Annotated in this window: 18 protein-coding genes and 1 riboswitch; of the genes, 16 read left to right on the plus strand and 2 right to left on the minus strand. The window is 49.5% G+C overall.

Annotated elements, in window-relative coordinates; genetic code table 11:
• The first annotated feature begins 151 nt into the window (after positions 1-151).
• From ACFORK_RS15375 to ACFORK_RS15410, 8 genes are all read left to right on the plus strand, one after another.
• The gene (locus tag ACFORK_RS15375) at positions 152-670 is read left to right on the plus strand and encodes a GNAT family N-acetyltransferase (protein ID WP_379200339.1); all 519 of its coding nucleotides are present in this window, start codon (positions 152-154) and stop codon (positions 668-670) included.
• A gap of 212 nt (positions 671-882) precedes the next feature.
• Positions 883-981, plus strand: a riboswitch (purine riboswitch).
• An 85-nt stretch (positions 982-1066) separates the two neighbouring features.
• Positions 1067-2404 (plus strand): 5'-deoxyadenosine deaminase, encoded by a 1338-nt coding sequence (locus ACFORK_RS15380; protein WP_379200341.1) that lies wholly within the window; start codon positions 1067-1069, stop codon positions 2402-2404.
• Between the two features lie 229 nt (positions 2405-2633).
• A complete protein-coding gene (locus ACFORK_RS15385; RefSeq protein WP_379200343.1) occupies positions 2634-2810 on the plus strand; it encodes a DeoR/GlpR family DNA-binding transcription regulator in 177 nt (58 codons plus the stop codon).
• A gap of 507 nt (positions 2811-3317) precedes the next feature.
• The gene (locus ACFORK_RS15390) at positions 3318-5216 is read left to right on the plus strand and encodes an LTA synthase family protein (protein WP_379200345.1); all 1899 of its coding nucleotides are present in this window, start codon (positions 3318-3320) and stop codon (positions 5214-5216) included.
• 9 nt (positions 5217-5225) lie between these two features.
• Positions 5226-6671 (plus strand): glycan biosynthesis hexose transferase WsfD, encoded by a 1446-nt coding sequence (gene wsfD / locus ACFORK_RS15395; protein ID WP_379200347.1) that lies wholly within the window; start codon positions 5226-5228, stop codon positions 6669-6671.
• Between the two features lie 801 nt (positions 6672-7472).
• Positions 7473-10553 (plus strand): ATP-binding protein, encoded by a 3081-nt coding sequence (locus ACFORK_RS15400; protein ID WP_379200350.1) that lies wholly within the window; start codon positions 7473-7475, stop codon positions 10551-10553.
• Positions 10554-10575: 22 nt separating this feature from the next.
• Positions 10576-11667: a response regulator gene (locus ACFORK_RS15405; protein WP_379200352.1), complete on the plus strand. Its 1092-nt coding sequence runs from the start codon at positions 10576-10578 to the stop codon at positions 11665-11667.
• Positions 11668-11680: 13 nt separating this feature from the next.
• A complete protein-coding gene (locus ACFORK_RS15410; protein WP_379200354.1) occupies positions 11681-12859 on the plus strand; it encodes a response regulator in 1179 nt (392 codons plus the stop codon).
• A gap of 1130 nt (positions 12860-13989) precedes the next feature.
• Here ACFORK_RS15410 and ACFORK_RS15415 read toward each other — a convergent pair.
• Both ACFORK_RS15415 and ACFORK_RS15420 read right to left on the minus strand, forming a co-directional pair.
• Positions 13990-14163 carry a hypothetical protein gene (locus ACFORK_RS15415; RefSeq protein WP_379200356.1) on the minus strand — a complete coding sequence of 58 codons (174 nt, stop codon included), beginning with the start codon at positions 14161-14163 and terminating at the stop codon, positions 13990-13992.
• A 162-nt stretch (positions 14164-14325) separates the two neighbouring features.
• Complete coding sequence (locus ACFORK_RS15420) at positions 14326-15090, minus strand: AAA family ATPase (protein WP_379200358.1); 765 nt, start codon at positions 15088-15090, stop codon at positions 14326-14328.
• 241 nt (positions 15091-15331) lie between these two features.
• Between ACFORK_RS15420 and ACFORK_RS15425 the strand changes: the two genes are divergently transcribed.
• From ACFORK_RS15425 to ACFORK_RS15460, 8 genes are all read left to right on the plus strand, one after another.
• Complete coding sequence (locus ACFORK_RS15425) at positions 15332-16420, plus strand: CgeB family protein (RefSeq protein ID WP_379200611.1); 1089 nt, start codon at positions 15332-15334, stop codon at positions 16418-16420.
• A 33-nt stretch (positions 16421-16453) separates the two neighbouring features.
• Positions 16454-17587 (plus strand): CgeB family protein, encoded by a 1134-nt coding sequence (locus ACFORK_RS15430; protein ID WP_379200360.1) that lies wholly within the window; start codon positions 16454-16456, stop codon positions 17585-17587.
• A gap of 173 nt (positions 17588-17760) precedes the next feature.
• Positions 17761-19260 carry a glycosyltransferase family 4 protein gene (locus tag ACFORK_RS15435; protein ID WP_379200362.1) on the plus strand — a complete coding sequence of 500 codons (1500 nt, stop codon included), beginning with the start codon at positions 17761-17763 and terminating at the stop codon, positions 19258-19260.
• 91 nt (positions 19261-19351) lie between these two features.
• On the plus strand, positions 19352-20446 hold the full coding sequence (gene wecB / locus ACFORK_RS15440) for a non-hydrolyzing UDP-N-acetylglucosamine 2-epimerase (protein WP_379200364.1): 1095 nt from the start codon (positions 19352-19354) through the stop codon (positions 20444-20446).
• Positions 20436-21422, plus strand: a complete 987-nt coding sequence (locus tag ACFORK_RS15445; protein ID WP_379200366.1) for a polysaccharide biosynthesis protein — start codon at positions 20436-20438, stop codon at positions 21420-21422. The genes wecB and ACFORK_RS15445 overlap by 11 nt, the downstream gene beginning before the upstream one ends.
• Positions 21419-22258, plus strand: a complete 840-nt coding sequence (locus ACFORK_RS15450; RefSeq protein WP_379200368.1) for a dTDP-4-dehydrorhamnose reductase family protein — start codon at positions 21419-21421, stop codon at positions 22256-22258. Before ACFORK_RS15445 ends, ACFORK_RS15450 begins: the two co-directional genes overlap by 4 nt.
• Complete coding sequence (locus tag ACFORK_RS15455; RefSeq protein WP_379200370.1) at positions 22183-23250, plus strand: NAD-dependent epimerase/dehydratase family protein; 1068 nt, start codon at positions 22183-22185, stop codon at positions 23248-23250. The genes ACFORK_RS15450 and ACFORK_RS15455 overlap by 76 nt, the downstream gene beginning before the upstream one ends.
• Positions 23247-23966: a glycosyltransferase gene (locus ACFORK_RS15460; RefSeq protein WP_379200372.1), complete on the plus strand. Its 720-nt coding sequence runs from the start codon at positions 23247-23249 to the stop codon at positions 23964-23966. Before ACFORK_RS15455 ends, ACFORK_RS15460 begins: the two co-directional genes overlap by 4 nt.
• The last annotated feature ends 131 nt before the right edge of the window (positions 23967-24097 follow it).

Here is a 24097-nt window from a genome sequence, read left to right on the forward strand (position 1 = left end):
ATAACATCCGGTCGGGAGGAGTCCGTCCGGATGTTTTACCCTGCTCTCTTTTCCGGAAATCCCCTCCTCAAAGCGGGCTCAAATATGATAGACTTCTTGTCAGGGTCTCGCTGGAGGGATTCAATTAGGAAGAAAGAAAGCAGGTGCACAGATGAGCAATGGGATTCGAACTGCACATAAGGACGAGCTGGAAGAAATTATGAAGCTTATTGCCAAATGTGTAAAAGTCATGCAGGGTGGCGGAAGTGACCAATGGGACGAGTATTATCCCAATAAAGAAGTTATCGGAAATGACATTGAGAGCGGTACACTATATGTTTACGAAGACAATCAGGCCATTGCCGGAATACTGGTGCTGGATGAAAATCAGGCAGAGGCCTATGAGACGATTACTTGGGAGCAAAATCAGGGTCCTCATCTGATCATGCACCGTCTGGCAGTACATCCCGAGGTTCAGGGTAAGGGCATTGCACGCCAATTGATTGCTTTTGCAGAGGAACTGGCATTGCAGAACGGGTATACAAGCATTCGTCTGGATACCTACGCCATGAACACTAGAGCATTGGAACTGTACCCGCGGCTCGGCTATCAGCTTAGAGGCGAGATTTCCTTCCCGAGCCGTATCGCGAATTTCCCGGTATTTGAGAAGGTGCTGATTGCTGCGGAGTGAGTTCATGTTAGAAAAGAAATATCTGAAAATATCGACTGATACGATCAGATGATATCTTCCGTGTTATTAAAAATAACACGGAAGATCGAATTGATTCATTGTATATATGATTTAAATACGAAAATAAGAAATTAGAATGATTCATGTTAGTATAATTAACTTTTTATTGACATGAATCATGTCTTTCTTTTATGATTGGCTTATTCAAGCGACTGAATTGAATAAGCCTTTTTCGTATATCCTTAATAATGGGTTTAAGGGTCTCTACTGGAAACCGTAAATTTCCGGCTACGAAAATATGCTACGGCATATTTTGTGGCCTTTTTGTGTTACAACTGGCGCTTAGTACTAGCACATTAACAAGTCAAGGTAACCAGGCTAAAGGGGGAGAATATAATGGCAGACATCCTGATTAGAAATGCAGAGATTGTAACCATGAACAGCTCAGAGGATATCATCACCGGTGATATTCGAATCAAGGGTAGCCTGATCGTAGAGATCGGCAGCGGGCTGATTTCGCAAGCAGGTGAGACTGTTATAGATGCCACTAACCGTACGGTTATCCCTGGCTTTATCCAAACCCATATTCATCTGTGTCAGACGCTGTTTCGCGGCAAAGGTGATGATCTGGAGCTGATGGACTGGCTGCGCAAACGAATCTGGCCGCTGGAAGCTGCGCACGATGAGGAATCGTTATATTACTCTGCGATGCTGGGCATAGGGGAGTTGATCTCCAGCGGGACTACGACGATTGTGGATATGGAGACGGTGCATCATACGGATTTTGCTTTTCAGGCCATTGCAGCGAGCGGCATTCGCGCCTTGTCCGGCAAGGTGATGATGGATCAGAAGGGTGGGGATGTGCCCGCAGCTCTGCAAGAGGATACAACATCTTCTTTACAAGAGAGTGTGGATTTGCTGGAGAAATGGAATGGTTACGGAGGCGGAAGGATTCAGTATGCCTTCTCCCCGCGGTTTGTCATTTCCTGTACTGAGCCGCTGCTAACAGAGGTGCGCGACCTGTCTGCACGTTATGGGGTTAAAGTCCATACCCATGCATCGGAGAATCTGGGGGAGATCGAGATTGTGCAGGCCATGACAGGAATGCGGAATATCGTCTACCTTGACCATTTGGGCTTGGCCAATGAGCGCCTCATTCTGGCGCATTGCATCTGGCTTGATGCCGAGGAGCGGCGAATTTTGCGGGAACGCGGTGTGCATGTCAGCCATTGTCCCGGCTCCAATCTGAAGCTGGCCTCGGGCATTGCAGATACACCGGGCATGCTGCATGAACATGTCTCCTTGAGTCTTGGTGCTGACGGTGCTTCTTGCAACAACAATCTGGATATGTTCAATGAGATGCGCCTGGCCGCCGTCATCCAGAAGCCGCAGCATGGGCCGACGACTATGGATGCGAGAAGTGTGTTCCGTATGGCTACCATTGGCGGGGCTAAGGCGGTAGGGATGGAGAGTAGCATCGGCAGTATTGAGGTAGGTAAAAAAGCTGATCTGGCATTGCTGAATTTGTGTAATTTTCACACGTTCCCGTCCTATGATGTAGACCCGATCTCCCGAATTGTGTATTCTGCCACCCGTGCGGATGTTGAGACGACTATTATTGACGGCGAGATTGTGATGGAACGTGGGCTGATGAAGACGATGGATAAGGAAACTGTGCTACAGGAAGCCAATCGTTCTATTAAAAGATTACTCAGCCGCACACCCCTGGGCTGAGTCTCGCCCAATTGACCTTGATCAATCCCGGCCGCTATAATTTGCGTAGACAAACGCCGGAAATTACGTGCCGCGGATTGTTATAGATTTCGTCCACGAGGGACGATGAACAAGTGGTCATACCAGTGCTTAAAGAAGAACGGCAACAAATCATTGGGGGTGTATTGCATTCACCCCGAGTTCGGCATCAGTCTGCCGCACAACGAATGAGGCTTTTGTCAAAAGAGCGATGATCGCAGGCTCATCGGAGGTGGTTGCACTGGTGACGCCTGATAAGCTTGGAACCTCAGCACCATTTATCGTCGCCCCAGCCTCGGCATTGACTTGCTTGATTACGTCAAATGAGGTGCCAGAGGATATTCTCCTTCCTTATAGGGAACAGGGAATTACCGTCATTCAGTACTAACAGGACAGCCATACTGCAACACAGAATATAGGCAATACAGATTATCGGCAAGAGAGCTTACTAGTGTCAGCGAATTATGGCAGAGGGTCATGTAACCCTCTGCTTTTTGTTGTTGCTAAAGAGCGAAACTTTGGTGTAGCTATATCGTAGGGTAGCACCGAAGTATGCAATCGTGAAGTTTTGGAACTCAAATCGTGTAATTCTACAATCCTGCAATTCTGATGAGTTGTGTGACTGTACACACTACAGCTTATTCTGGACTGCGGCGATTTTTCTGTTGAGAAAATTACTGCTTCCCGGAACGTCCCGTTCCTCCAGGCTGTGCATGATCAAAATAGTAGTTATTCAAAGTGTATGTGCACAAACATGCAATATCAATTGAAAAAACGCATGAATTACAGCAATCCATTTTGAAATAAAAACAATTATTGCTATACTAGTGAAATCTGCTATTTTTCAAGCGGGATACAGGAATCGAAATCATGATCAAGAGTTAGAGGGGATGTTATGTACAAGAAGAAAAACGGGCCGTTATACGCCCAGTTCTATATGGTATCAGGGCTGCTACTGTTGAAGCTGCTGCTGCTGAGAGTGTTGTTTTTTGACAGAATCGCCTGGGAGTGGATCGCCGCTGATGCTGCTCCGGTGCTAATGCTGATGGGGGTGCTGGCTCTAGTGATTCCCCGGCGTCTGAAGTCCGGAGTCTTCTGGGCATTCAACATTGTGCTGTCGCTGCTGTTCTTCGCGAGTAGTGTATACTTCAACCATTTTGGATCGGTACCGACTTATTTGGCTCTTTACGAGCTGAAACAAGTGTTCCAAATCAAGGAGAGCGTGGAATCTACGATACAGATCATTGACTACCTGTTCTTCATAGATATCGCGGTGTATGCCCTCTATCGCGGGGTACGCAGATGGCTGCGGGGTCCTGCCTATTCACAGGAAAAATATGTCTCATCTAGTGCCCGCAGAGTTCATCTGATTGTGCTCCTGGTATGTGTGATCGGCGGCGCTTGGTGGTCGGGTCATACAATCACGAACGCGAAGGGGATTACGAATGAATTAGTGCAGGCGGAGAGTGCCGGATTCCTCAACTATGAGGTAGTGGCGGCGATCAAGGCTAATGCCGATAACGGTTTGATCGGAATTGGGGATATCAAGGAGACGATTGGCAGAATTGAAACGCTGGAAGCTTCCTATCCTTACCGTGATCAGCCAATGGGGACAATCCCTGATCTGTTTGGCTCACAGAAAGGCCGCAATGTCATTGTGATTCAGATGGAAGCCTTTCAAAACTTTCCGCTGCATCAATCGCTAAATGGACAGGAGCTGACGCCGGTACTGAACAAGCTTGCGGATGAAGGCTTTTATTTTCCCCATGTCTATCAGCAAATTGGCCCAGGGAACACGTCCGATGCTGAATTCATGAGTAATACGTCCATCTATCCCATTGCAACGCTGGCGATGTCGACCGGGTTCGGGGATCGGGAGCTGCCTAGCCTGCCGCGTCTTCTGCGCAGCAAGGGCTACGAAGCGTATACCTTTCATGTGAACAAGGTTGGTTTCTGGAACCGGAATGAGCTGTATCCGGCACTGGGTTTCAACGGCTACTATGACAAACAAAGCTTCAAGAATGATCACTTTAACGCCTTTGGCGCATCGGACGAGCAGTTGTACATTACCGGCATTGAGAAGCTTGCCGAGCTGAAGGCCAAGGGGACGCCTTTTTACGCACAAATGGTCACTGCTTCCAGTCATCACCCATTTAAGATTCCTGATGCCTTCAAAAAAATCAACGTCGAAGGTGACCTGAAGGATACGATGCTGGGCGATTACTTGACGGCGGTCAATTACACAGATTATGCCATTGGCACCTTGATCGAAGGCCTGAAACAGAACGGACTTTGGGACAATACAGTGCTTGTCATGTACGGGGATCATTTCGGTTTGCAGCCGAAGGATGTCCCTCCGGAGCAGGTAGAGCAGGCACTGGGGATAAAATATGACTCTAGAATCAGCCGCTTTAACATCCCGCTTATTGTTCGAGTGCCAGGCATGGAGCAGGGACGAGTGATCGACCGCACGGGTGGACAGCTCGACATTATGCCGACGATCGCCAACCTGCTGGGTGTCTCTTTGGAGGGAGAAGGCTTTACGTCTTTTGGACATGACCTTCTGAACATTGACCGCAATGTGTTGGGTATGCGCTACTATCTGCCGACAGGTTCATTCTTTAATGATGACATCATGTTCGTGCCGGGCACAACGTTCCAGGATGGTGAAGCCATCTCGCTGGATACACTGGAGCCGGTGAGTGACTTCAGCAAGTATGAGACTGACTATGACTATATTCTTCAACTAATGAGTTTGTCTGATGAATATGTGAAGCTGCTTCCGCAGCGGTAAGGAGAGACTATGAGAAGATTAGGGCGTCCAGAGACGGTAGTCGCGCTGGTTGGACTAGGGATTATTCTTTCTCTGTTGTTCTTCGGTCATTTCATTGGAGTGGCTGACAACGGGGATTTCCTGCGCATGATGAGCACTACCGGTCTGAATTACTACGATGCGAACGAATCGTATGCCGATCGGTTCTTCAGCTTCAGCCATTCCCGATTCTCGTATGAGAATCTGTTCAAGGGCTTCTATCCATCCTCGCAAATCGTGCTGGTCTTGATTCCGCGGCTGCTGGGTGGGTTGTTCCACGGAAGCTTCTTCGATATCCGTTTGCTGGGGGCAGTGTACGCTGTACTGCTGTTGGTGGCCTCCTGGCTGCTAGTGAAGCACAATACCCGCGGCTCCTATCTAACGGGTCTGCTGCTCGGCGCGGGTATTCTGTTCGTCTTTTACGATATCGGCTATCTGGCGTACTTCAATTCCCTGTATGGCGAGCCAGTATCGCTGGTGTTTATGCTGCTGGCGTTCGCGCTGGGTTTAAAGCTGACATCTATGGAAAAGCCCACACCGAAAGTGCTGACGCTGTTCTTCATCGCTGTACTGTTCCTGACCTGTTCCAAAATCCAGAACGCGCCTATCGGGATCGCCTTCGCCCTTATTTTTCTGCGGTTCTCCTTCCTTAAGGGGGAGGGGAACTGGCGGAAGCTGGCGTTGCGATTCTCAGCCGCGATCTTCGTGGTATCAGTCGTTCTGTACGTGGCTGCGCCGAAGGATCTGAAGCATATCAACCTGTACCAGACGGTGTTCTTTGGAATTCTGAACGAGTCGCCGGATGTGCGTGGCGATCTGCACGACCTGGGATTGCCTGAACGGCTGGAGGTGCTGGCAGGGACGAATTATTTTCAGAATGATACGGCTATCAAGCAAAATGACCCTTCGCTAGGGCCGGACTTCTACGATCGGGTATCGCATAAAGACGTGTTGTTCTTCTATTTCAAGCATCCGGACCGCCTGATTAAGAACATGGAGTATGCAGCAAGTAATAGCATGGCCATCCGTCCGTACTACCTCGGGAACTATGAAAAGACGGAGAACAAGCCAGCTGGAGCCTTATCCTACACCTACAGCGCTTGGAGCCAATTCAAAAACAAACATATCCCGCACACGCTTGGTTTTCTGTCTGTATTTTACGTTGTGTACTTTGCAGTGGCGCTGGTGCAGTATTTCCTTACTCGGGAGACCCGGGGCCGGATGGCGGGCGAACTACTGATGCTGCTGGGGTTGATTGGCATATTTTCTTTCCTGGTGCCCATCCTTGGAGATGGCCGGGCTGATATCGGCAAGCATCTGTTTATGTTCAATGTGAGCTTTGATATGATGGTTGTGGTGATGTTCGGCTGGGTGCTGCATCGACTGACCCGATTCTGGAAGCGGGAGAAAGCTCGCTACCCGAAGCTGCGATTGTGAAGAATGGTTTGTTACACTGGAGTGCGAGGTCGTTAACATGCAAATAGATTTATTGGAGACACTTTAAGGGGCGTTGCTCTTTAAGGTGTCTTTTTGTTATACGCTCGTTTTAGACTAGACGGAAAACTAATACAAATTAAGATAAAAAAATGGACAGTGAAAAGTTCTACATCACTAAGAAGCCCACAAATCCGCGCGGTCGCGTCCCCCTGTCCAACTTCTGAGTGACATTGGGAGGGGTTCGCTGGCTCAGCGCCGGTTTGCTTCCAGCCTCGTGAATAAAGAAATAAGAGCATTTTTGCACCTTAATTTATCTACAAAGGAAGGATTAATTCAATTAAGGGCATTTTTGCATGTTAATTCTTGCGGTACAGTACCCTTTGAGGGATAAGCGAGGAAATAAGGTACAATAATGCTCTTAATTTCCTTTTTTACTCTAAAATGATCAATATAAGGTGCAAAAATGCCGTTATTTTAACCGCTGAATAGATGTTAAGTTCCCAGTTCAGTCTGCTTCTCAGCTTAAGCTCTCAATAAGCTCCCAGTACATACTCAGCTATGTGCATTTTGTACGAAGGAGAAGGTTTGGAACTGTAGAAGCGAAGCGCTCCCCTGAAAGCTTTCCGCAGGAAAGCTCGCACCCGTAAGCATAGGTTGTTACCAGATTTCAACTGCTAGAAGCGGTTGGTCTTATATAATTTGAACTCGAGTCCGATCCCCAATCTAATTATTTTGAGATTTTTGTGAGTCACTAGTTATACAATGATACTGTTCTGTTGTTTGTGGAGAGGGGACCGACTGGTGAGAACAATCAAATACAGCAAGGCTGTTGGCTTTGCTTTGTTTTTTGTAATAGCAATATCGCTATTAACCGCAATTTATTCCCATACGTTGCCTAACCGGATGGCGCCTCTGGCGAAGCAGGGGGTACTTGATCTGACCCAGTGGGATTTGCACAATAATGGCGTTATCAATCTGGATGGAGAGTGGGAGTTCTATAAAGACGAATTGCTCGAACCCAAAGATTTCGTGCAAGGGCGGGCAGAGAAAGCTTCCTATCTGACCGTCCCGGGCACATGGCGGGGGGAGAGTGAGGATAGTGGGATTAGTCGTAAAGGTGCCGGAACGTATCGACTTACCATTTTATTAAAGGATAAGGACGAAGTTCTCGGATTGAAAATACGGAGTGTCCGTATGGCCCACCGGCTGTTCATTAATGATGTGATGGAAGGTGGGAGCGGTACTCCTGCTATGGGTGTCGAAGGTTTCCAGCCGAGTAATACACCCTACACGGTCTTTTTTCATAGTGATACTGCCAAGCTTGAGATTCTTCTTCAAGTCTCTAACTTCAACTTTGTTACCGGGGGCATCGTGAACTCCATTCCATTCGGTACACAGGGGCGAATTTCGGAAGTAAGCAGCATTCAGTTGGGGGCGGATATTGGTATTATCTTAATTCTGGCCATGTTCGGAGCTTATCATTTCAGTTTCTATTTTCTGGGGCGAAGAGAGAAGGCTTACCTCCTTAGCGGACTATATTTGCTGCTACAGGCCCTTCAGGACTCCTTATACGGTGAAAAAGTGTTTCAACGTTTCTTCCCGGACCTGCCGTTTAACTTCGTGTATAAACTGCTGGAAATCAGCCAGTTTCTAGGTGCGATCATCATTTTTATGTTTTTCTGCAGTGTGGAGACCCGGCTGATGTCTGCGAAAAAGCTAAGGCTACTCTTATTGCCCTTTGCGCTTTACCTCATTGCTGTTGTCATTTTGCCATACAGTGTCCACATCAGTGTGAAATATTTTTTGGTGATCTATATGGCGTTTGCGGTCGCTGGACTTATCATCCGGATGATCTATCTGTACATTCGCAATCAGCAACCGTCCTCCAATCGGTCAGAACTGCTGCTCATCATTGTGGGGGCTTTCGCGCTGCTGGTATTTCTGGTGGACTCAAGCCTTTATTCCGAGAACGTTATTACCAACGATCTGGTTGGCAAATGTGGGGTCGTCATCTTCATCGTCCTCATTAATATCATGCTGGCCTTACGATTCTCGAATGCCTATGCCAATATAGAGGTATTATCACGCCGGTTGATGGTCTCCAATCAGTTAAAGGACGAATTCTTAATGAACACCTCACATGAGCTTAAGACCCCTTTGCATGGCATTATGAATATGACCTCTTATTTGCTGGAGGATACGGAAGAGAATCTACAGCCGAGCCAAAAGCAAAATCTATGGCTGATCAAGGATACAGCGACCAAGCTATCCATGCTCATTGAAGATCTTATTGATGTCAGCCGCCTAAAGCACGGGGAACTGCGTCTGCAAATGACGGTGGTGGATCTTCGTGTTGCTTCCCAGATCGTTATGGATGTGTTGCAGTTCGAGCTGGCCGGGAAACAAGTAACGCTTGAGAACCTGGTAGACCCGGATACCTGGGTTCTGGCCGATGAAAGCCGCTTACAGCAGGTGCTATATAACCTCGTTCATAATGCGATAAAACATACAGAACAGGGTGAAATCCGCATCAGGTGCAGCCTAGCTGAGAATATAGCCTCCATAGTAGTGGAGGATACGGGAACTGGCATTCCGCTGGACAAGCAGGAGACGATTTTCGAATATTTTGAACAGGTGGAGAAGCCGCTTCCCAAGGATGGTTACACAGGTATGGGCGTTGGATTGTATATCAGTCGTAAGCTGGTGGAGCGTATGGGCGGAGAGATTCATGTGGAGTGGTCCGAGTTGGGACTGGGCACACGAATGCTTTTCACCATGCAAAAGATGCAGCGGATTCCGGGATACCGTGAATCAGCGGCAGCAGCCGAAAGGCAGAGGACGGCTCACACTGAGCTTATCTCCCTGGATGACATCGATCCAGAGCTTGCACACACCATATTAATCGTCGATGATGAGGCCTCCAATATCCATAGCCTGCTGCACATTCTGAGAAGGCATCACTATAATGTAGTCACTGCATTCTCTGCCAGAGAAGCCTTGGACAAAATGAATACTTATCCGGGTATCGACCTAGTCATACTGGATGTCATGATGCCGGAAATTTCGGGCATTGACTTGTGCCGAACTTTGCGCACTAAGCACTCCATTCTGGAGCTGCCGATTTTGTTCGCTACGGTCAAAGATTCGGCATCGGACATTGCGCTCGGGTTTAGAGTCGGGGCGAATGACTATATCACCAAACCGTTTGATGTGGAGACGCTTATCGCGAGAATACAGACATTGATTTCAATGAAAACTTCTTTCGAGGAGGCGCTTCGCAATGAGCAAGCTTTCCATCAAGCGCAGATTAAGCCACATTTTCTATACAATGCACTAAGCAACGTCATTTCCTTCTGCTATACGGATGGAGAAAAGGCCGCTTATTTGTTGACTATGCTGAGCCAGTATATCCGCTTTATTCTGGATATGGACCGCTCTACGCTGGTTGTGCCCTTGCATCGGGAATTGGAGCTCATTCATGCTTACGTTGAGATTGAGAAGGCAAGGTTTGGGGAGCGGTTTGATTACGTGCTTGAGGTGGACAAGGGACTGTCGTATTTTGAAATCCCTGCTTTAAGTATTCAGCCCTTTGTTGAGAATGCTATCCGGCACGGGTTGTTTGAGAAGGAAGGACAAGGCAGAGTCACGCTAACTGTGCAGGCAAGAGAAGAATATATCAAGATTACTGTCGAAGATGACGGGATTGGCATTTCAGATGATTTGTTGTACAAGTTGACCGGAGGGGAAAGAGAGGATGGAGGCATAGGCATTGCCAATGTCAGGCAGCGTGTAGAGCGGATCGCAGGCGCAGCCTTAAGTATCCATTCGAAGCTGGAGCAGGGAACGGTAGTGACGATCTACTTGCCTATGAAACAGGGATGAGAGGAAATGAAGGAGGACGAGCATGTTTCGTGCGGTAATTGTTGAGGATGAGCAGCCCATTCTTGAATTGATGAAGGTCATGATTAGTCGAGATCACAATTTCATCATTGCCGGTGCATTCATCCATCCACTGGAGGCACTGGAGCGGTTGCCGGAATTGAAGCCGGATGTGGTTTTTATAGATGTTGAAATGCCGAGGTTAAACGGGATCGAGTTGGCCAACCGAATTTATGCGTTAATGCCGCAGACACAAATCGTATTCACAACAGCATATAAGGACTACGCCCTGGAGGCGTTCGAGGTACAAGCCTTGGATTATATTCTCAAGCCTGTGACGCCGGCGTCCATTAAGCGGGTGCAGGAGCGTCTGAACCACAAGCGCGTACCTAATAACGTGAATTCTCAGAAAAAGAGGATGGCCATCCGTTGCTTTGGTGAATTTGAGATTAGGGATGCTATGGGGAAGCCGCTGCATTTTCGTACTCGAAGAGCAGAGGAGCTATTGGCATACTTCCTATGTCATCCGGCCACCTATATCAGCAAATGGAGGCTACTTGACTTGCTTTGGCCAGAGATGGCGGAAAAGCAGAGCTTGTCCAATTTTTACAATACGTTGTATCTCTTAAGGAAGATGCTAAAGGAAAATAACTTTGGAATGGAAATCAAGAAGCTCAATGACAGGTACATGCTGGATATCGGTGAAGTAGATTACGATATACTGGCGTTTGATCAGGCCAAAAGCAGTGAGAGTAAAGCAGGGCTGATAGCGGGGCAAGCAGAGCACCTCTGTTCCTTGTATCAGGGACCGCTGCTGGAAAACAAGCCATATTTGTGGAAAGCGGCCCTGGAAGAAGCGTACTTTAAGCAGTACACTATGCTGATTGGTGAGCTCGTTGAACGGAAGAGCGTTGCTGAACAATGGGATCAGGTGGAGGAGCTGCTGGGAGGCTATTTGTCTATGTATCCACTGCAAGAGAACATGCATGAGCTTCTGATCGGTATTTATGAACAACGCGGAAAAAAAGAGAAGATCAGCCGACTTCAACAACAATATCTGGAGGCTTATCGCCAAGAATTTGGAGCTGAAGCATCGGAGGAGCTGAAATTGAAATAAGGAGGATCCACAGTTGATTGTCAGCACCAAAGAAGGGAACGATGAAATGGCAGAAGAAAGGACGGACTTATTTACTGCGGTCATTGTGGAGGATGAGAAGCCGATTCTGGAGTTGATGAAGGTAGTTGTAGGAAGGAATCACCACTGTCATATTATCGGGGCATTCAGCAACCCTATGGATGCTTTGACCAGTTTGCCAAAGCTCCAACCGGACATTGTGTTCTTGGATGTGGAAATGCCGCGGCTCTCCGGTCTGGAACTGGCTCGCAGAATTGATGAGTGCTGCGAGAATACGCGGATTGTATTCACAACAGCTTATAAGGAGTATGCGCTGGAGGCTTTCAATGTCTTCGCTTTTGATTATATTCTGAAGCCGGTGACCCCGGCTGCGATCGCACGGATTACAGATCGGCTGATAAAAGAAGCCGGGCGATCAGCTTCGTCTAAGGCCATGTCGGCGCCCATGCCGCAGGCCTTCATACGCTGTTTCGGAGGTTTTGAAGTTCGGAACCCGAAGGGGGAGCTGATCCATTGGCCGGCGCGGAAAACGGAAGAGCTGTTTGCTTACTTGTTGTGTTACCCCAACCAGGATTCTAACAAATGGCATCTGATGAATGTGCTATGGCCGGATATGGATGAGGAGCGCGCGGCACATAATCTGCACAATACAGTGTATCGTTTGAGGAAGCTGCTGAAGGAACAGGACATAGGAATGAATATTGTTAAAACTGGAGACGGCTACTTTCTGGAAACTTTGCAGGCCTCCTATGATCTGTTGGAATTGCAGCGGAGTAGCCCCGCTTTGGCGGATGCGCCGGAGGATATAGCTTCATTGGAACGCTTATGCGATCTTTACCGGGGCAGCCTGCTCGATCGGAAGGATTATCTCTGGAAGGTAAGGCTTGAGGAGGGCTGTGCCAAGCAGTACAAAGTGCTCCTCTATAAACTGGTACGGCATCAAATGACTAGAAAGGACTGGACTCAGGCTCAGCAGCGGCTGGAAGCAGGATTATCGGTCTGCCCGCTTGAGGAAGATATGCACCTGTTGTTGCTAGAGGTTTATGCGGCAAGTGGCAAGCGGGATCGTGTCATCAAGCACTATGCGAGCTTTGAGGAACAATACCGCAGGGAGTTGGGACTAGGGCCATCCCAGGAGATGAAGAGATGGGTGGATGCATACTTGACCCGGTGACTGTGGCATTATTGTTGTAGAATTCAGAAATACGTAATACCCCCTAGGGAAAGTCTCAGAGCTGACTATTCTAGGGGGTATTTAAATGTTTTAGGTTATATTGGATTGATTTGAGCTGTCGTAATGTTTGGATGTTTTGATGCTTTGATGCTTTGATGTTTTGATGCTTTGATGCTTCGATATTTCGATATTGAAGTATAGATAGTCCTAGGGATGTTCCATTTCTACTATAAGGTGAAACCAGGGTATATAAGATGTATAAAAGTAAGAAGCGAAAGCGAGGAAGGAAGGGGAAAGTTAGCAAATGTAGGAGCGAAGCATTCGCCTGAAAGCTTACCGCAGGAAAGCCCGCAAATGTAGGAGCGAAGCGTTCGCCTGAAAGCTTACCGCAGGAAAGCCCGCAAATGCAGGAGCGAAGCGTTCGCCTGAAAGCTTTCCGCAGGAAAGTCCGCAAATGTAGGAGCGAAGCGTTCGCCTGAAAGCTTTCCGCAGGAAGGCTCGCATCGGATGCCTAAGCTTAAGCTGTCGCCAACTTTCACCCGCCATATTAAGTAAAATAATGATTCAAACAGGAGAGCAACGTTATGCTGATTAAGTTTGGGCTTCAGGTAGCAAATCTCCGACATACTTCTAAATGCATAGAATATCCTCTGCACCCGTCTTCTTAACAGTAGAAAATGGCTCTACCTTACCAACTAACGGCATTTTTGCACCTTATTTTTCTTGATTAAAGGTAAAATAGCGAAATAGAGGCATTATTGTATCTTATTTTTTGAAAAATAGCCTTGAAAGGCCTATAGTGGAAGATTTAAGGTGCAATATTGCACTTAATTTCCAAATATCCTTTGACGCAGGCTATTTAAGGTACAAAAATGCCGTTAATTACACTTCGGAGATCATTATTATGAACTCTCTCTTATCTAGGTTTTGTTATTTTAATATGTTCTATTAAGAAGAAGCGGTTATAATGAGGGAAACTGAGGGTAATAGCGACCGGAAGTCCAAACATTTCACTATAGTAACGACCGGGTCTTACGTTCGGATCTTAGGTTTGGCTTTAGTTTGATCTTAAGTTTGTTGTATTTAGCAGACTATCAGTCTCGCCTCAGTCCCTCAAGCAGCTATTAGCCTCAGCAAGAGCAACAAGAGCAACTTACCTTAACAAGCTCAACTACCTCAACAAGCTCAATTGCCTCAATTACCTCAACAGGCTCGACTACCTCAACAAGCTCAACAAGCTCAACAAGCTCAACAAGCTCAACTATCTCAACTACCTCAACTACCCTATCACCTTCCAGCCTCATTCATTAAGGAGTATCAGCACTATTGGCTCTAACCAGCTTCAACCCTCTGCAACCAGCTTCAACCCTCTGCAACCAACTGCAACCAACTGCAACCATCTGCAACCAGCTCCTATCGTTTAACCGCACACTACCCGGGTTTTCTCCATCCGCCTGAAAAAAAGCCTACTCATCATCCCCAAGTAACTCACGCAGCATCCCCTTTTTGTCGTTCATGAATGCTTTGGTTACCGTATAATGCTCTGTTTCTTCTAGAGTGACAGAATGAAGACCGTTCTCTCCTAATTGAAAGATATCCGCACCGGGATAGGACATCAGGATGGGGGAATGGGTCGCGATAATAAACTGTGAGCGCTGCTGTACCAACTCATGCATCCGGACAAGAAGGGACATCTGGCGCAGCGGGGAAAGCGCAGCCTCCGGTTCATCTAGTATGTAAAGGCCACCTCCGCCGAAGCGGTGAACAAATGTAGCGAAAAAAGACTCGCCGTGAGATTGCTCGTGCAATGACTTCCCCCCGTAGGAATCTTTAATACGTGGCGTAGTAGCTGGTTCCTCATCCAACTGATCTATGTATGAAGCGACGTTATAATAACTTTCCGCCCGCAGGAAAAAACCATCCTTTGGGCGCTTTACGCCCCGAGCAATTCTTAGAAACTCATAAAGCTCTGAATGAGAGGGACGGGTGCTGAACGTAAAGTTCAGTGTCCCGCCTTCGGGATTAAAGCCCCAGGCAGCAGCGATACCTTCCAGAAGTGTTGATTTTCCCGTTCCGTTCTCCCCTACCAGAAAGGTAACCTGCTTCTCAAACACTAGACGTTCCAGTTCACGTACCGCAGGCAGATTAAATGGGTATGAGCCAAAAGAAGGGACTTTATCCCGCAGCAGCTCTGCGTGTCGTAAATATAGCATGGCATTGACGTTATACATAATGATTTCCTCCTCGTTGCTCGAGTCAGGCGGCAGCACATTATTCCTCTAATTCCGATGATCACTCTATTATAGCAGTTCGGCAGGAGTGGATACATTCTGCGTTGGTGTGTGCCAAGCCGGGCAAAAGACAGGGGACATCTGCCAATTTATATGTGCTACAGACAGATGTCCATGAGGCGGGTGCTGACTCCGCATATAGTACACTGTCTTGAGAATACGACAGGGCAGGGTGAAGGCCGTGACAGCAAAAATAAGAAAGGCGCATAACCCCGAATACCTCGATGGCTACCAAGAAGGGTACCGTTTAGGGTTATGCCGTGCCGTGCAACGCTTGAACCCGCCGAAAGCGGAGGCATGCCGGCCATTTAAACTCATGTATGTTCCTCAGGGTTTTGAAGCCATTGATACTGGTGTTAGGGAAGCTTTGCAGCAGCTGGTCAGTGAATTGGTGGTTAGCACGCCTGAAGCCATGTATGACACCGCCGTTCGGGAACGACCGGAAGCGGTGCTCGTCATGAATGGGCTGCATGTGTTCCCTGATGACCATCTGGAACAGATTGCTGCCATACGGGGGTTGGGTATTACAGCGGCGATTTGGTTTGTGGATGATCCTTATTTTACAGAGGACACCGCGGTCATTTGGCGGCATTACGATCATGTCTTTACGCATGAATTGAGTGCTGTGGAATTTTATCGCTCCCTTGGAGCGACGTCTGTGCATTATGTGCCCTTGTGTGTGAACCCCGGGATGTTCCATCCCCGCCGTACTGGGCCTCAGTACAAGTACGATATCGTATTCATCGGCAATGCCTTCCGTAACCGGACCGAGCTGTTTGACCGGCTGGCCCCTTATCTGCGCACCAAGAAGGTATTGATTGCCGGGGGATTCTGGGAACGGCTGAGTCGTTATGACCAACTGGCCCCATTCATCAAGGACGGGTTTATTCCACCCGGAGAAACTGCGAACTATTACAGTGGTGCCAAGCTGGTCATTAATATTCACCGACCATGGGAGAACGGACAGGATAACCGCAATACGCACCAGCTGTCTTCGCGGTCTATCAACCCGAGAACCTATGAGATCAGTGCCTGCGGAACGCTGCAGCTGACGGATGTGCGCGACGATCTAGGGAACTTTTACACTCCCGGTTATGACATTGAAACGTTCGGTTCCCCAGAGGAGCTGCAGCGGAAGATGGACTATTATCTCCATCATGAAGAAGAACGCCGTCAAATTGCGTTACGGGGGCTGCATACTACGCTGCAAAATCACACATTTACTGCCCGCCTGCCACAGCTGTTGAATGTCATTGCCTCGCGAAACTGAATCCATTCATAGGAATAAAGGAGAGAGAAGCAGATGAGCAATAAATTTGTACTCCCTACACCCCCGCTGCCTCTGACGCCTGCAGAAGAACAAAAGCTGCGGGGGAGGTTAACTGGCTTCAAGACAGGATATGACGAAGGGTATTTGCGGGGCCGGCTGGCGATTCTTGACGGCAGAGCGGAAGAACCGATCCCGGTGCGCAATATTCACGTCATGTATGTAGCCTCAGGCAAAGGCTATCCATACTCTCCTCTGGACGAAGCAATTGTCGCCGCTCTACAAAAGCTGACCTCTCAGGTAACAGTGACGGATGTTCGTCAGAATCTGGTGGAGCTGGCAGCGGCCAATCATCCAGATCTGGTGCTCGTCTTGGACGGAATGGATCTGCCGCTGGAGCAGATTAACCAGCTGAAAAGCTCCGGCATCCGCACGGCCATCTGGCTCACAGATGATCCTTACTACACAGACTTCACTTTGAAAATCGTGCTGCATTATGACTATGTATTCACCTTGGAACGCAACTGCATTGATTTCTATAAAGGACTGGGTTGCCAGCAGGTTCATTACCTTCCCTTTGCTGCTCACCGGGAGCATTATCACCCGACTACGACTCGCTCACCGGTCCAGCGTGATGTCAGTTTTATCGGCTCCGCCTATTGGAACCGGATCAACTTCTTCCGTGAAGTCTTGCCTGAACTAATGCAGTACAACACGGTTATCAACGGAATCTGGTGGGATCGCTTGCCCGAAGCCCCACAGTATGGCGAACGAATTGAGATTGGTAAGTGGATGTCTCCACAGGAAACAGCACTTACTTACAGCGGCTCCAAAATCGTCATCAACCTGCATCGTTCCCATATCGATAAGGATGTTAACAACAATTCACTGGGTATTTCGGCTGTTTCACCGAACCCGCGTACGTTTGAAATTGCCGCGAGTGGTACGCTGCAGCTCTGCGATGCCAGGGATGACATGGGGAACTTTTACAAGGCAGGCGAGGAGATCGAGACATTTGCCAGCCCGAAGGAAATGATGGATAAAATCCGCTTCTACCTTACTCATGAAGAAGAGCGCCGGGAAATTGTACTTCGTGCCTATGAGCGGACGCTGAAGGATCACACGTACGCGATACGTCTCAACCAATTACTGACCATTATCTACGGCTAAGCGATATCAGGCATAAGACAGGAATGTGCTTTTGCCTCTGAAGGAATAGCCTGGCTAATAGGTACCAGCTACAGGGAATAATCCAGCCAAAGAAAGAGCTTGGCTGGACTCCGGATAACTTTTAGGAGGTGAATGGTCGCTCCAAGCCTTGGGGAAAGGAGCGCCAAGACGCCATGGCCGATAAAGCTACAATCGTCCTCTTTTCTCATGTCTCCAATACACGAAGCATTACCGGTGCGGAGAAGCTGTTGCTCTTCTTCGGCCGTGAGCTGTCCCGTTTTTTTAACTGTATACTCGTAGCGCCGCATGAAGGGAAGCTAACCAAGCAAGCCCGGAGCTTCGGGCTGAATGTACAGCTTATGCCGATCCCTCTTTTGTATGGAATGTATACTCCGTATGCAGGTCTCCCGGCCGATGCCAGGCAGCTGCAGGAAAGCAGGGAATATCGGGAATTAATCGACTGGCTGGTCGTTCTACGTCCGGCCCTTATCATCACCAGCACCTGCGTTCATGTGCTTCCGGCCATGGCTGGCAAGTCCCTGGGGATTCCCGTAGTATGGAAAATTTCAGAGGCCATAACGAACAATGAATATACAGGGATCAGCGTCGAACTGATAAACCGCAACAGTGACGAGATTTTGGCCATCTCCCATACGGCGGCGGCTTGTTTTACGCAAGAGATAATGGTGGGCAAGGTCACGCTGCTTCCCCCGTCTTGGAATGATGGAGAGATGATGGAAGCGTCCTGGAGCAAGCTACGGAGCGAACGGAGACTGGAGCTGCGAGTGCAGCCGTACCAGAAGCTGGTCGGCTATATATCTTCCTTTATTAATAAGGAAAAGGGACTGGAGCATTTCGTAAATATGGCTGTGATTGTATCGGCTGCTGAGCCTCATGCCAAGTTTCTGGTCATTGGAACACCGGGGGATAAAGCCTTCTATGACCGCTGTGTTCGTAAGGTGAAAATGGAAGGCCTCTATTCACGCTTCCATTTTGTTGGCTATGAGGATTGCTTGCCGGCAGCCTATTGTGCGATGGATGTACTTGTTGTGCCCAGCCTCATCCGTGAGGGCTTCGGGATGACAGCCCTGGAGGGGATCGCCTTCGGCAAACCTGTCGTGGCCTATGCTTCCGGAGGACTGCAGGAGATTCTGCAAACTGCGGGCTGCGGTGATTATCTGGTCCCGCCAGAGAATACCGAGGCGTTGGCTGAGGCGGTAAAAGCGCTGCTGGCGCAGCCAGGCCTTGCCGCTGCCATTGGGAGCAGGGCGCGGGAGCTGGCCGAGGCCGCCTACGGCCCGGCGGCGTACCGCATGCGCCTGCTTGGGCTTGCGGAGAGGTGGAACCTCCGCTACTGCACTTCGCTGCCCGCCGCGCTCCCCATCGCGGCGGTGCCTCCGCCCGGACCTGCGGTCCCGGGCGAAAGTGAACCTCTCGCCGCAGCTGAGCCGCGGCGAGAAAAGCCGCGCCGCGCGTCCCGCAAGCGGCGCCGCAAGCTCCGGCGCGGCCGTCTACGCCGCGCCAAGGAACGGGCGCGCCGAACTGGGCGCCCGTCCGCCATTCGCCGCGCGTCCCGCAAGCGGCGGTCAAAATCGGCCGCCCGGCGGCGGCGTTCCGGCGGCAAGCGCCGCAGCAGCGCCCGCCGGACCAAGGGCCGCCGCAAGGCGGCGTAGGCCGCGCCAAGGAATCGCGGCCTCTCCGTCCGGCCGCTGCAGCTTCTTGGCGGCCGGAACGGAATTATACAGAAGGCAGGGGAGTGAACTCATGAAGATCATGACGATCTTGGGCACACGGCCCGAAATTATTCGTCTCAGCGTCATCATTCCGCTGCTCGACGAGCATGCGGAGCGGCATGTGCTGGTGCACACCGGCCAGAACTTTACCTCAAGCCTCAGTGGCATCTTCTTTGCAGAACTCGGGCTGCGGTCACCAGATTATGTGCTGCAGGATAAGCAAGCAGGACTTGGTGGACAAATGGCTGCGATGTTCGGCGGACTGGAGCCCATTCTGCGAAAGGAACAGCCGGACCGCATTCTGCTGCTGGGGGATACCAACAGCGCGCTGTGCGCGATTCTGGCTGAGCGCATGGGAATTCCGGTGGTGCATATGGAGGCGGGAAACCGTTGTTACGATTTGAATGTACCTGAAGAGAAGAACCGCCGTATCATCGACGCGGTTTCCACCATTAACATGCCATATACACAGCAGAGCAAAAGACATCTTGTCAGTGAAGGTTTCCCCACGAACCGAATCGTGCTGACCGGTAATCCGATCCATGAAGTGATGACACATTATGAAGCTCAGATTGGGGGGAGTGATATTCTGGACCGGTTAGGCCTTACACCGGGTCAGTATTTTCTGATCACGGCTCACCGGGCTGAGAATGTTGACGATCCCCATTCACTTGAACAAATCATGTCTGGTTTGAATGAGGTTGCCGAGCATTTTGGAATTCGCCTGATTTGCAGCATCCATCCCCGCACACGCTCCCGGCTTACAGAGCAGCTCTCGCTATCCATGCACCCGCTGGTTGAATTTCATGAACCTTTCGGATTTTTTGACTTTGTCCATTTAGAACGGCATGCGCTGTGTGCGATCAGCGACAGCGGCACGGTTCAGGAGGAATGCTGCCTGATGGGGGTACCGACCGTAACCATTCGCAAAACCACTGAACGCCCGGAGACGGTGGATTGCGGAAGCAATGTAGTGTCCGGGGTGAATCGGGACAGCATTCTGCGCTGCGTCAAGCTGATGACCTCGCTTCACCGGGAATGGGAGGCACCGGAAGGCTATAAAACCCCGGATGTCTCGGCCAAAGTAGTCAAATTTTTGCTTGGAGGGAACCTGCATGTTCAATAATAAACGGATTCTGGTCACAGGCGGTACTGGTTCCTGGGGGCATGAACTGATCCGGCAGTTGCTGCCGCAACATCCGCGCGAAATCATAGTATTCTCTCGCAGCGAATCTGCCCAGGTAGCGATGAGTCGTGAATTCGAGGATGAACGTCTCAGCTTCATCATTGGCGATATCCGCGACAAGGAGGCCCTTACTGCGGCTTGCCGGGGGATCGACTATGTATATCACCTGGCAGCATTGAAGCATGTTCCGGTCTGTGAGGACCAACCCTATGAAGCCCTGAAGACCAATGTGGTCGGCACACAGAATGTGATAGAGTCGGCGATTACAAATCATGTGGAGAAAGTCATCTATATCTCTACGGATAAAGCAGCCAACCCGTCTAACTTCTACGGAATGACAAAGGCGATCGGGGAGAAGCTGATCGTATACGCCAATCTGCTTGGTTCAAACACCCGGTTCGTAACGGTACGCGGTGGCAACGTGCTTGGCACGAACGGCAGTGTCGTGCATCTGTTCATGAAGCAGATCAAGGACAAAGGGCAGGTGCGCATTACAGATATGGCCATGACGCGCTTCTTCCTGACCCTGCGCGATGCGATTACATTGCTGTTCAAAGCCTCGGAGGTCAGTGTCGGCGGTGAAATCTTTGTTATGACCATGCCGACTTGCCGGATCGTCGATCTGGCTGAGGTGCTGATCGAGGCTTCCGGGAAAGAGGATGTTAGCATCGTTGAAACGGGTATTCGTCCTGGTGAGAAAATCCATGAAATCCTCATGAGTGATTTTGAAAGTATGACAACAGTAGTTTATGACGAGCAGTATCTGGTAATTCTGCCGACGCTGGATATGCCAGAACTGAAAGAGCACTACAGCCGCTACCCACATGTCTCCTTCAACAGCTTCAGTTCCGAGACCAATCTGATGTACCGTGATGAGATCAAGGATATTCTGATCCGGGGAGGTTTTCTGCAATGAAGCTGCTCATTCTCGGTGGAAACGGTATGGCGGGGCATATGCTCGTGAATTATTTTCGCCGTCAGGGCAAGCATAGTGTGTTCTATACAACCCGGGATAAAAAAGATCTCAGCGGGCTTTATGTAGACGCCGACGATATTGCCGGGGTAGAAAATCTGGTTGATATCGTCTCCCCCCATTGCATTATCAATGCCATGGGGGTACTCAACCAGTTTGCAGAGCGTGACAAGATTGGAGCTTATCATGTGAATGGGTTTCTGCCGCACCGCCTGCGGCGTATAGCGGATGAGGTTCATGCACGGCTGATTCATATTAGTACCGACTGCGTGTTCGAAGGAACACGCGGCGGTTATGCTGAGGACGATACTCCGGATGGAACCTCCGTATACGCGATTACTAAAAGTCTTGGTGAGGTACGGGAACCGGGGCATTTGACCATTCGCACTTCTATTATAGGACCCGAAATTCGCTCTGGAGGGATCGGCCTGCTGGAGTGGTTCCTGGCTCAGTCCGGCCAGGTCTCGGGCTACAGCCGGGTGATGTGGAACGGTGTGACCACCTTGGAGCTGGCTAAAGCTATAGATTCTTTGTTGGAGTCCACTGTTTCCGGTCTCATCCATCTTGCCCATCCCCAGCCGGTAAGCAAATATCAACTGCTGCAGCAGATTCGTACAGCTTTTGACAAGCGGGATGTGGAGATTATTCTTGAAGATATGTACGTGCAGGATCGTACACTGCAAAGCACAAGACTCGATTTCAGTTGGGATTTCCCAACGTATTCAGTGATGCTGGCGGAGCTGGCGAAGTGGATGTATCCGCCAGAAGCGACCCTATGACCGGGCGTAGACTGCTTATCACCGGAGCAGGGGGATTTACTGGACGCCATGCGGTTAGCAGCTTCGCGGCAGCCGGGTCACAAGTCACAGCTGTGCTGCGCCATTCGGGGAATGGAGGGGGATTAGGGGGAGTTGCCCCAATATTTCCGGAAGGCGTACATGTGTATTATTGCGATTTGAGCGACAGGAAAGCCGTACACGAAATGATCCAGACGGTTGCACCGGAAGAGGTTTTGCATCTCGCAGGTAAAAATTCCGTGCCGGAATCCTGGCGTGACCCACTGCTATATATAGAGAGCAATGTAATGGCAACCCTCTATCTGTTGGAAGCTTTGCGGAGCCTGCCACAAAGCCGGATTTTGGTGGCAGGATCGCGTCTCAAGTTCAAGGCGGGCACTGCAGCGGGACCGCCGCATCCCTACAGTCTCAGCAAAACACTGGAGGAACTGGCATCACTGGCCTGGGGAACCCTGTTCCGGCAACCGGTGCTTATGGCTGAGCCCTGTAACCTGATTGGCCCCGGTCCCTCCACCGGGTTTTGCTCATTATTGGCCCGTTATATAGTCACTCTGGAAGCAGGAGGGGAACCGCCTCTATTCAAGCTTTCTTCCCGGTTTGATCTCCGTGACTTTCTGGATGTTCGTGATGCGGTCAGAGCCTACAGCGTAATTTTGAATAAAGGAGAGACAGGGACAGTATATAAGATAGATTCCGGACGGCAGCGTTCCTTGGGCGAGATTGCACAGTATCTGCTCAGCCGCTCAGCAGTAGAAGTGCCGCTGGACTGGGGGCCGGAAGCCGGTGAATCATTGGAGCAGAGCGTGATGAATCGGGCGCAAAGAGAGGATTCTAGAGCAGCTATCCCGGACCATAAGGAAACACCGGAAATGAATGTAGATACATTAGGTTGGCAACCGGAGATTGATCTGGAGACCTCGCTCACTGATATTCTGGCCTATTATCGAACCGGCGGGGAAGGAGGGTTAGTATGAATAATCCGAAAGTATCAGTGATCATCCCTTTTTACAATTGTCCATACATTGAACAGGCGCTGCAAAGCGCATTGTCACAATCGTGGCAGCCTTATGAGATCATTCTGGTAGATGATGGTTCAACGATCCATCAGGAGCGGATTACTCCGTATCTCCCTTATATTCATTATTTAGGGAAAGGCAACGGGGGAACCGCCTCTGCACTGAATCATGGTATTTTGCAAGCTACAGGTGATTATATCGTCTGGCTTAGCTCAGATGACCTGTTCTATCATGACAAAATCAGAAATCAGGTACTGTACATGGAACAGAACAACTTGCTGATCTCTTATACCAATTTCAATTATATTAACGGACAGTCCCAATTGATCAAGCTGAATGCGGCAGCGGTGTTTCCTGATCATCTTGCCTATCTCCGCTGCTTCCTTCAGGGCAATCCCGTGAACGGCTGTACGATCATGATTAAGAGAGAACTTTTTGGAGCCATTGGTTACTTCAATGAATCGCTACCCTACACTCATGACTATGACTTGTGGTTCCGGGCCATATTGAATGGTTATCCTCCAGTACTGCTGAACCAGTCTCTGACCGCTTACCGTCAGCATGAAGGCATGGGCACATTGAAGCATTACAATGCTATTTTGGCCGAAGTGGCTGTAACTATCGACCGTTATCAAGCTCCGCTTCGTGACCTGATCGCCTCTATGGGAGGCTAATAAAGAGACAAGGACAGGATATTGCAGTAGGGAATCCTGAAGAACTAAATGTCCCGCGCAGCGCCTCCGCCTGCGCGGGTCCTTTAAAGTACGGCAAAGATACCACGGAGGCCGGGCTTTTAAGGCAAAGG

Source organism: Paenibacillus sp. GCM10012306, assembly GCF_042649265.1.
Taxonomy (GTDB): Bacteria; Bacillota; Bacilli; order Paenibacillales; family Paenibacillaceae; genus Paenibacillus_AQ.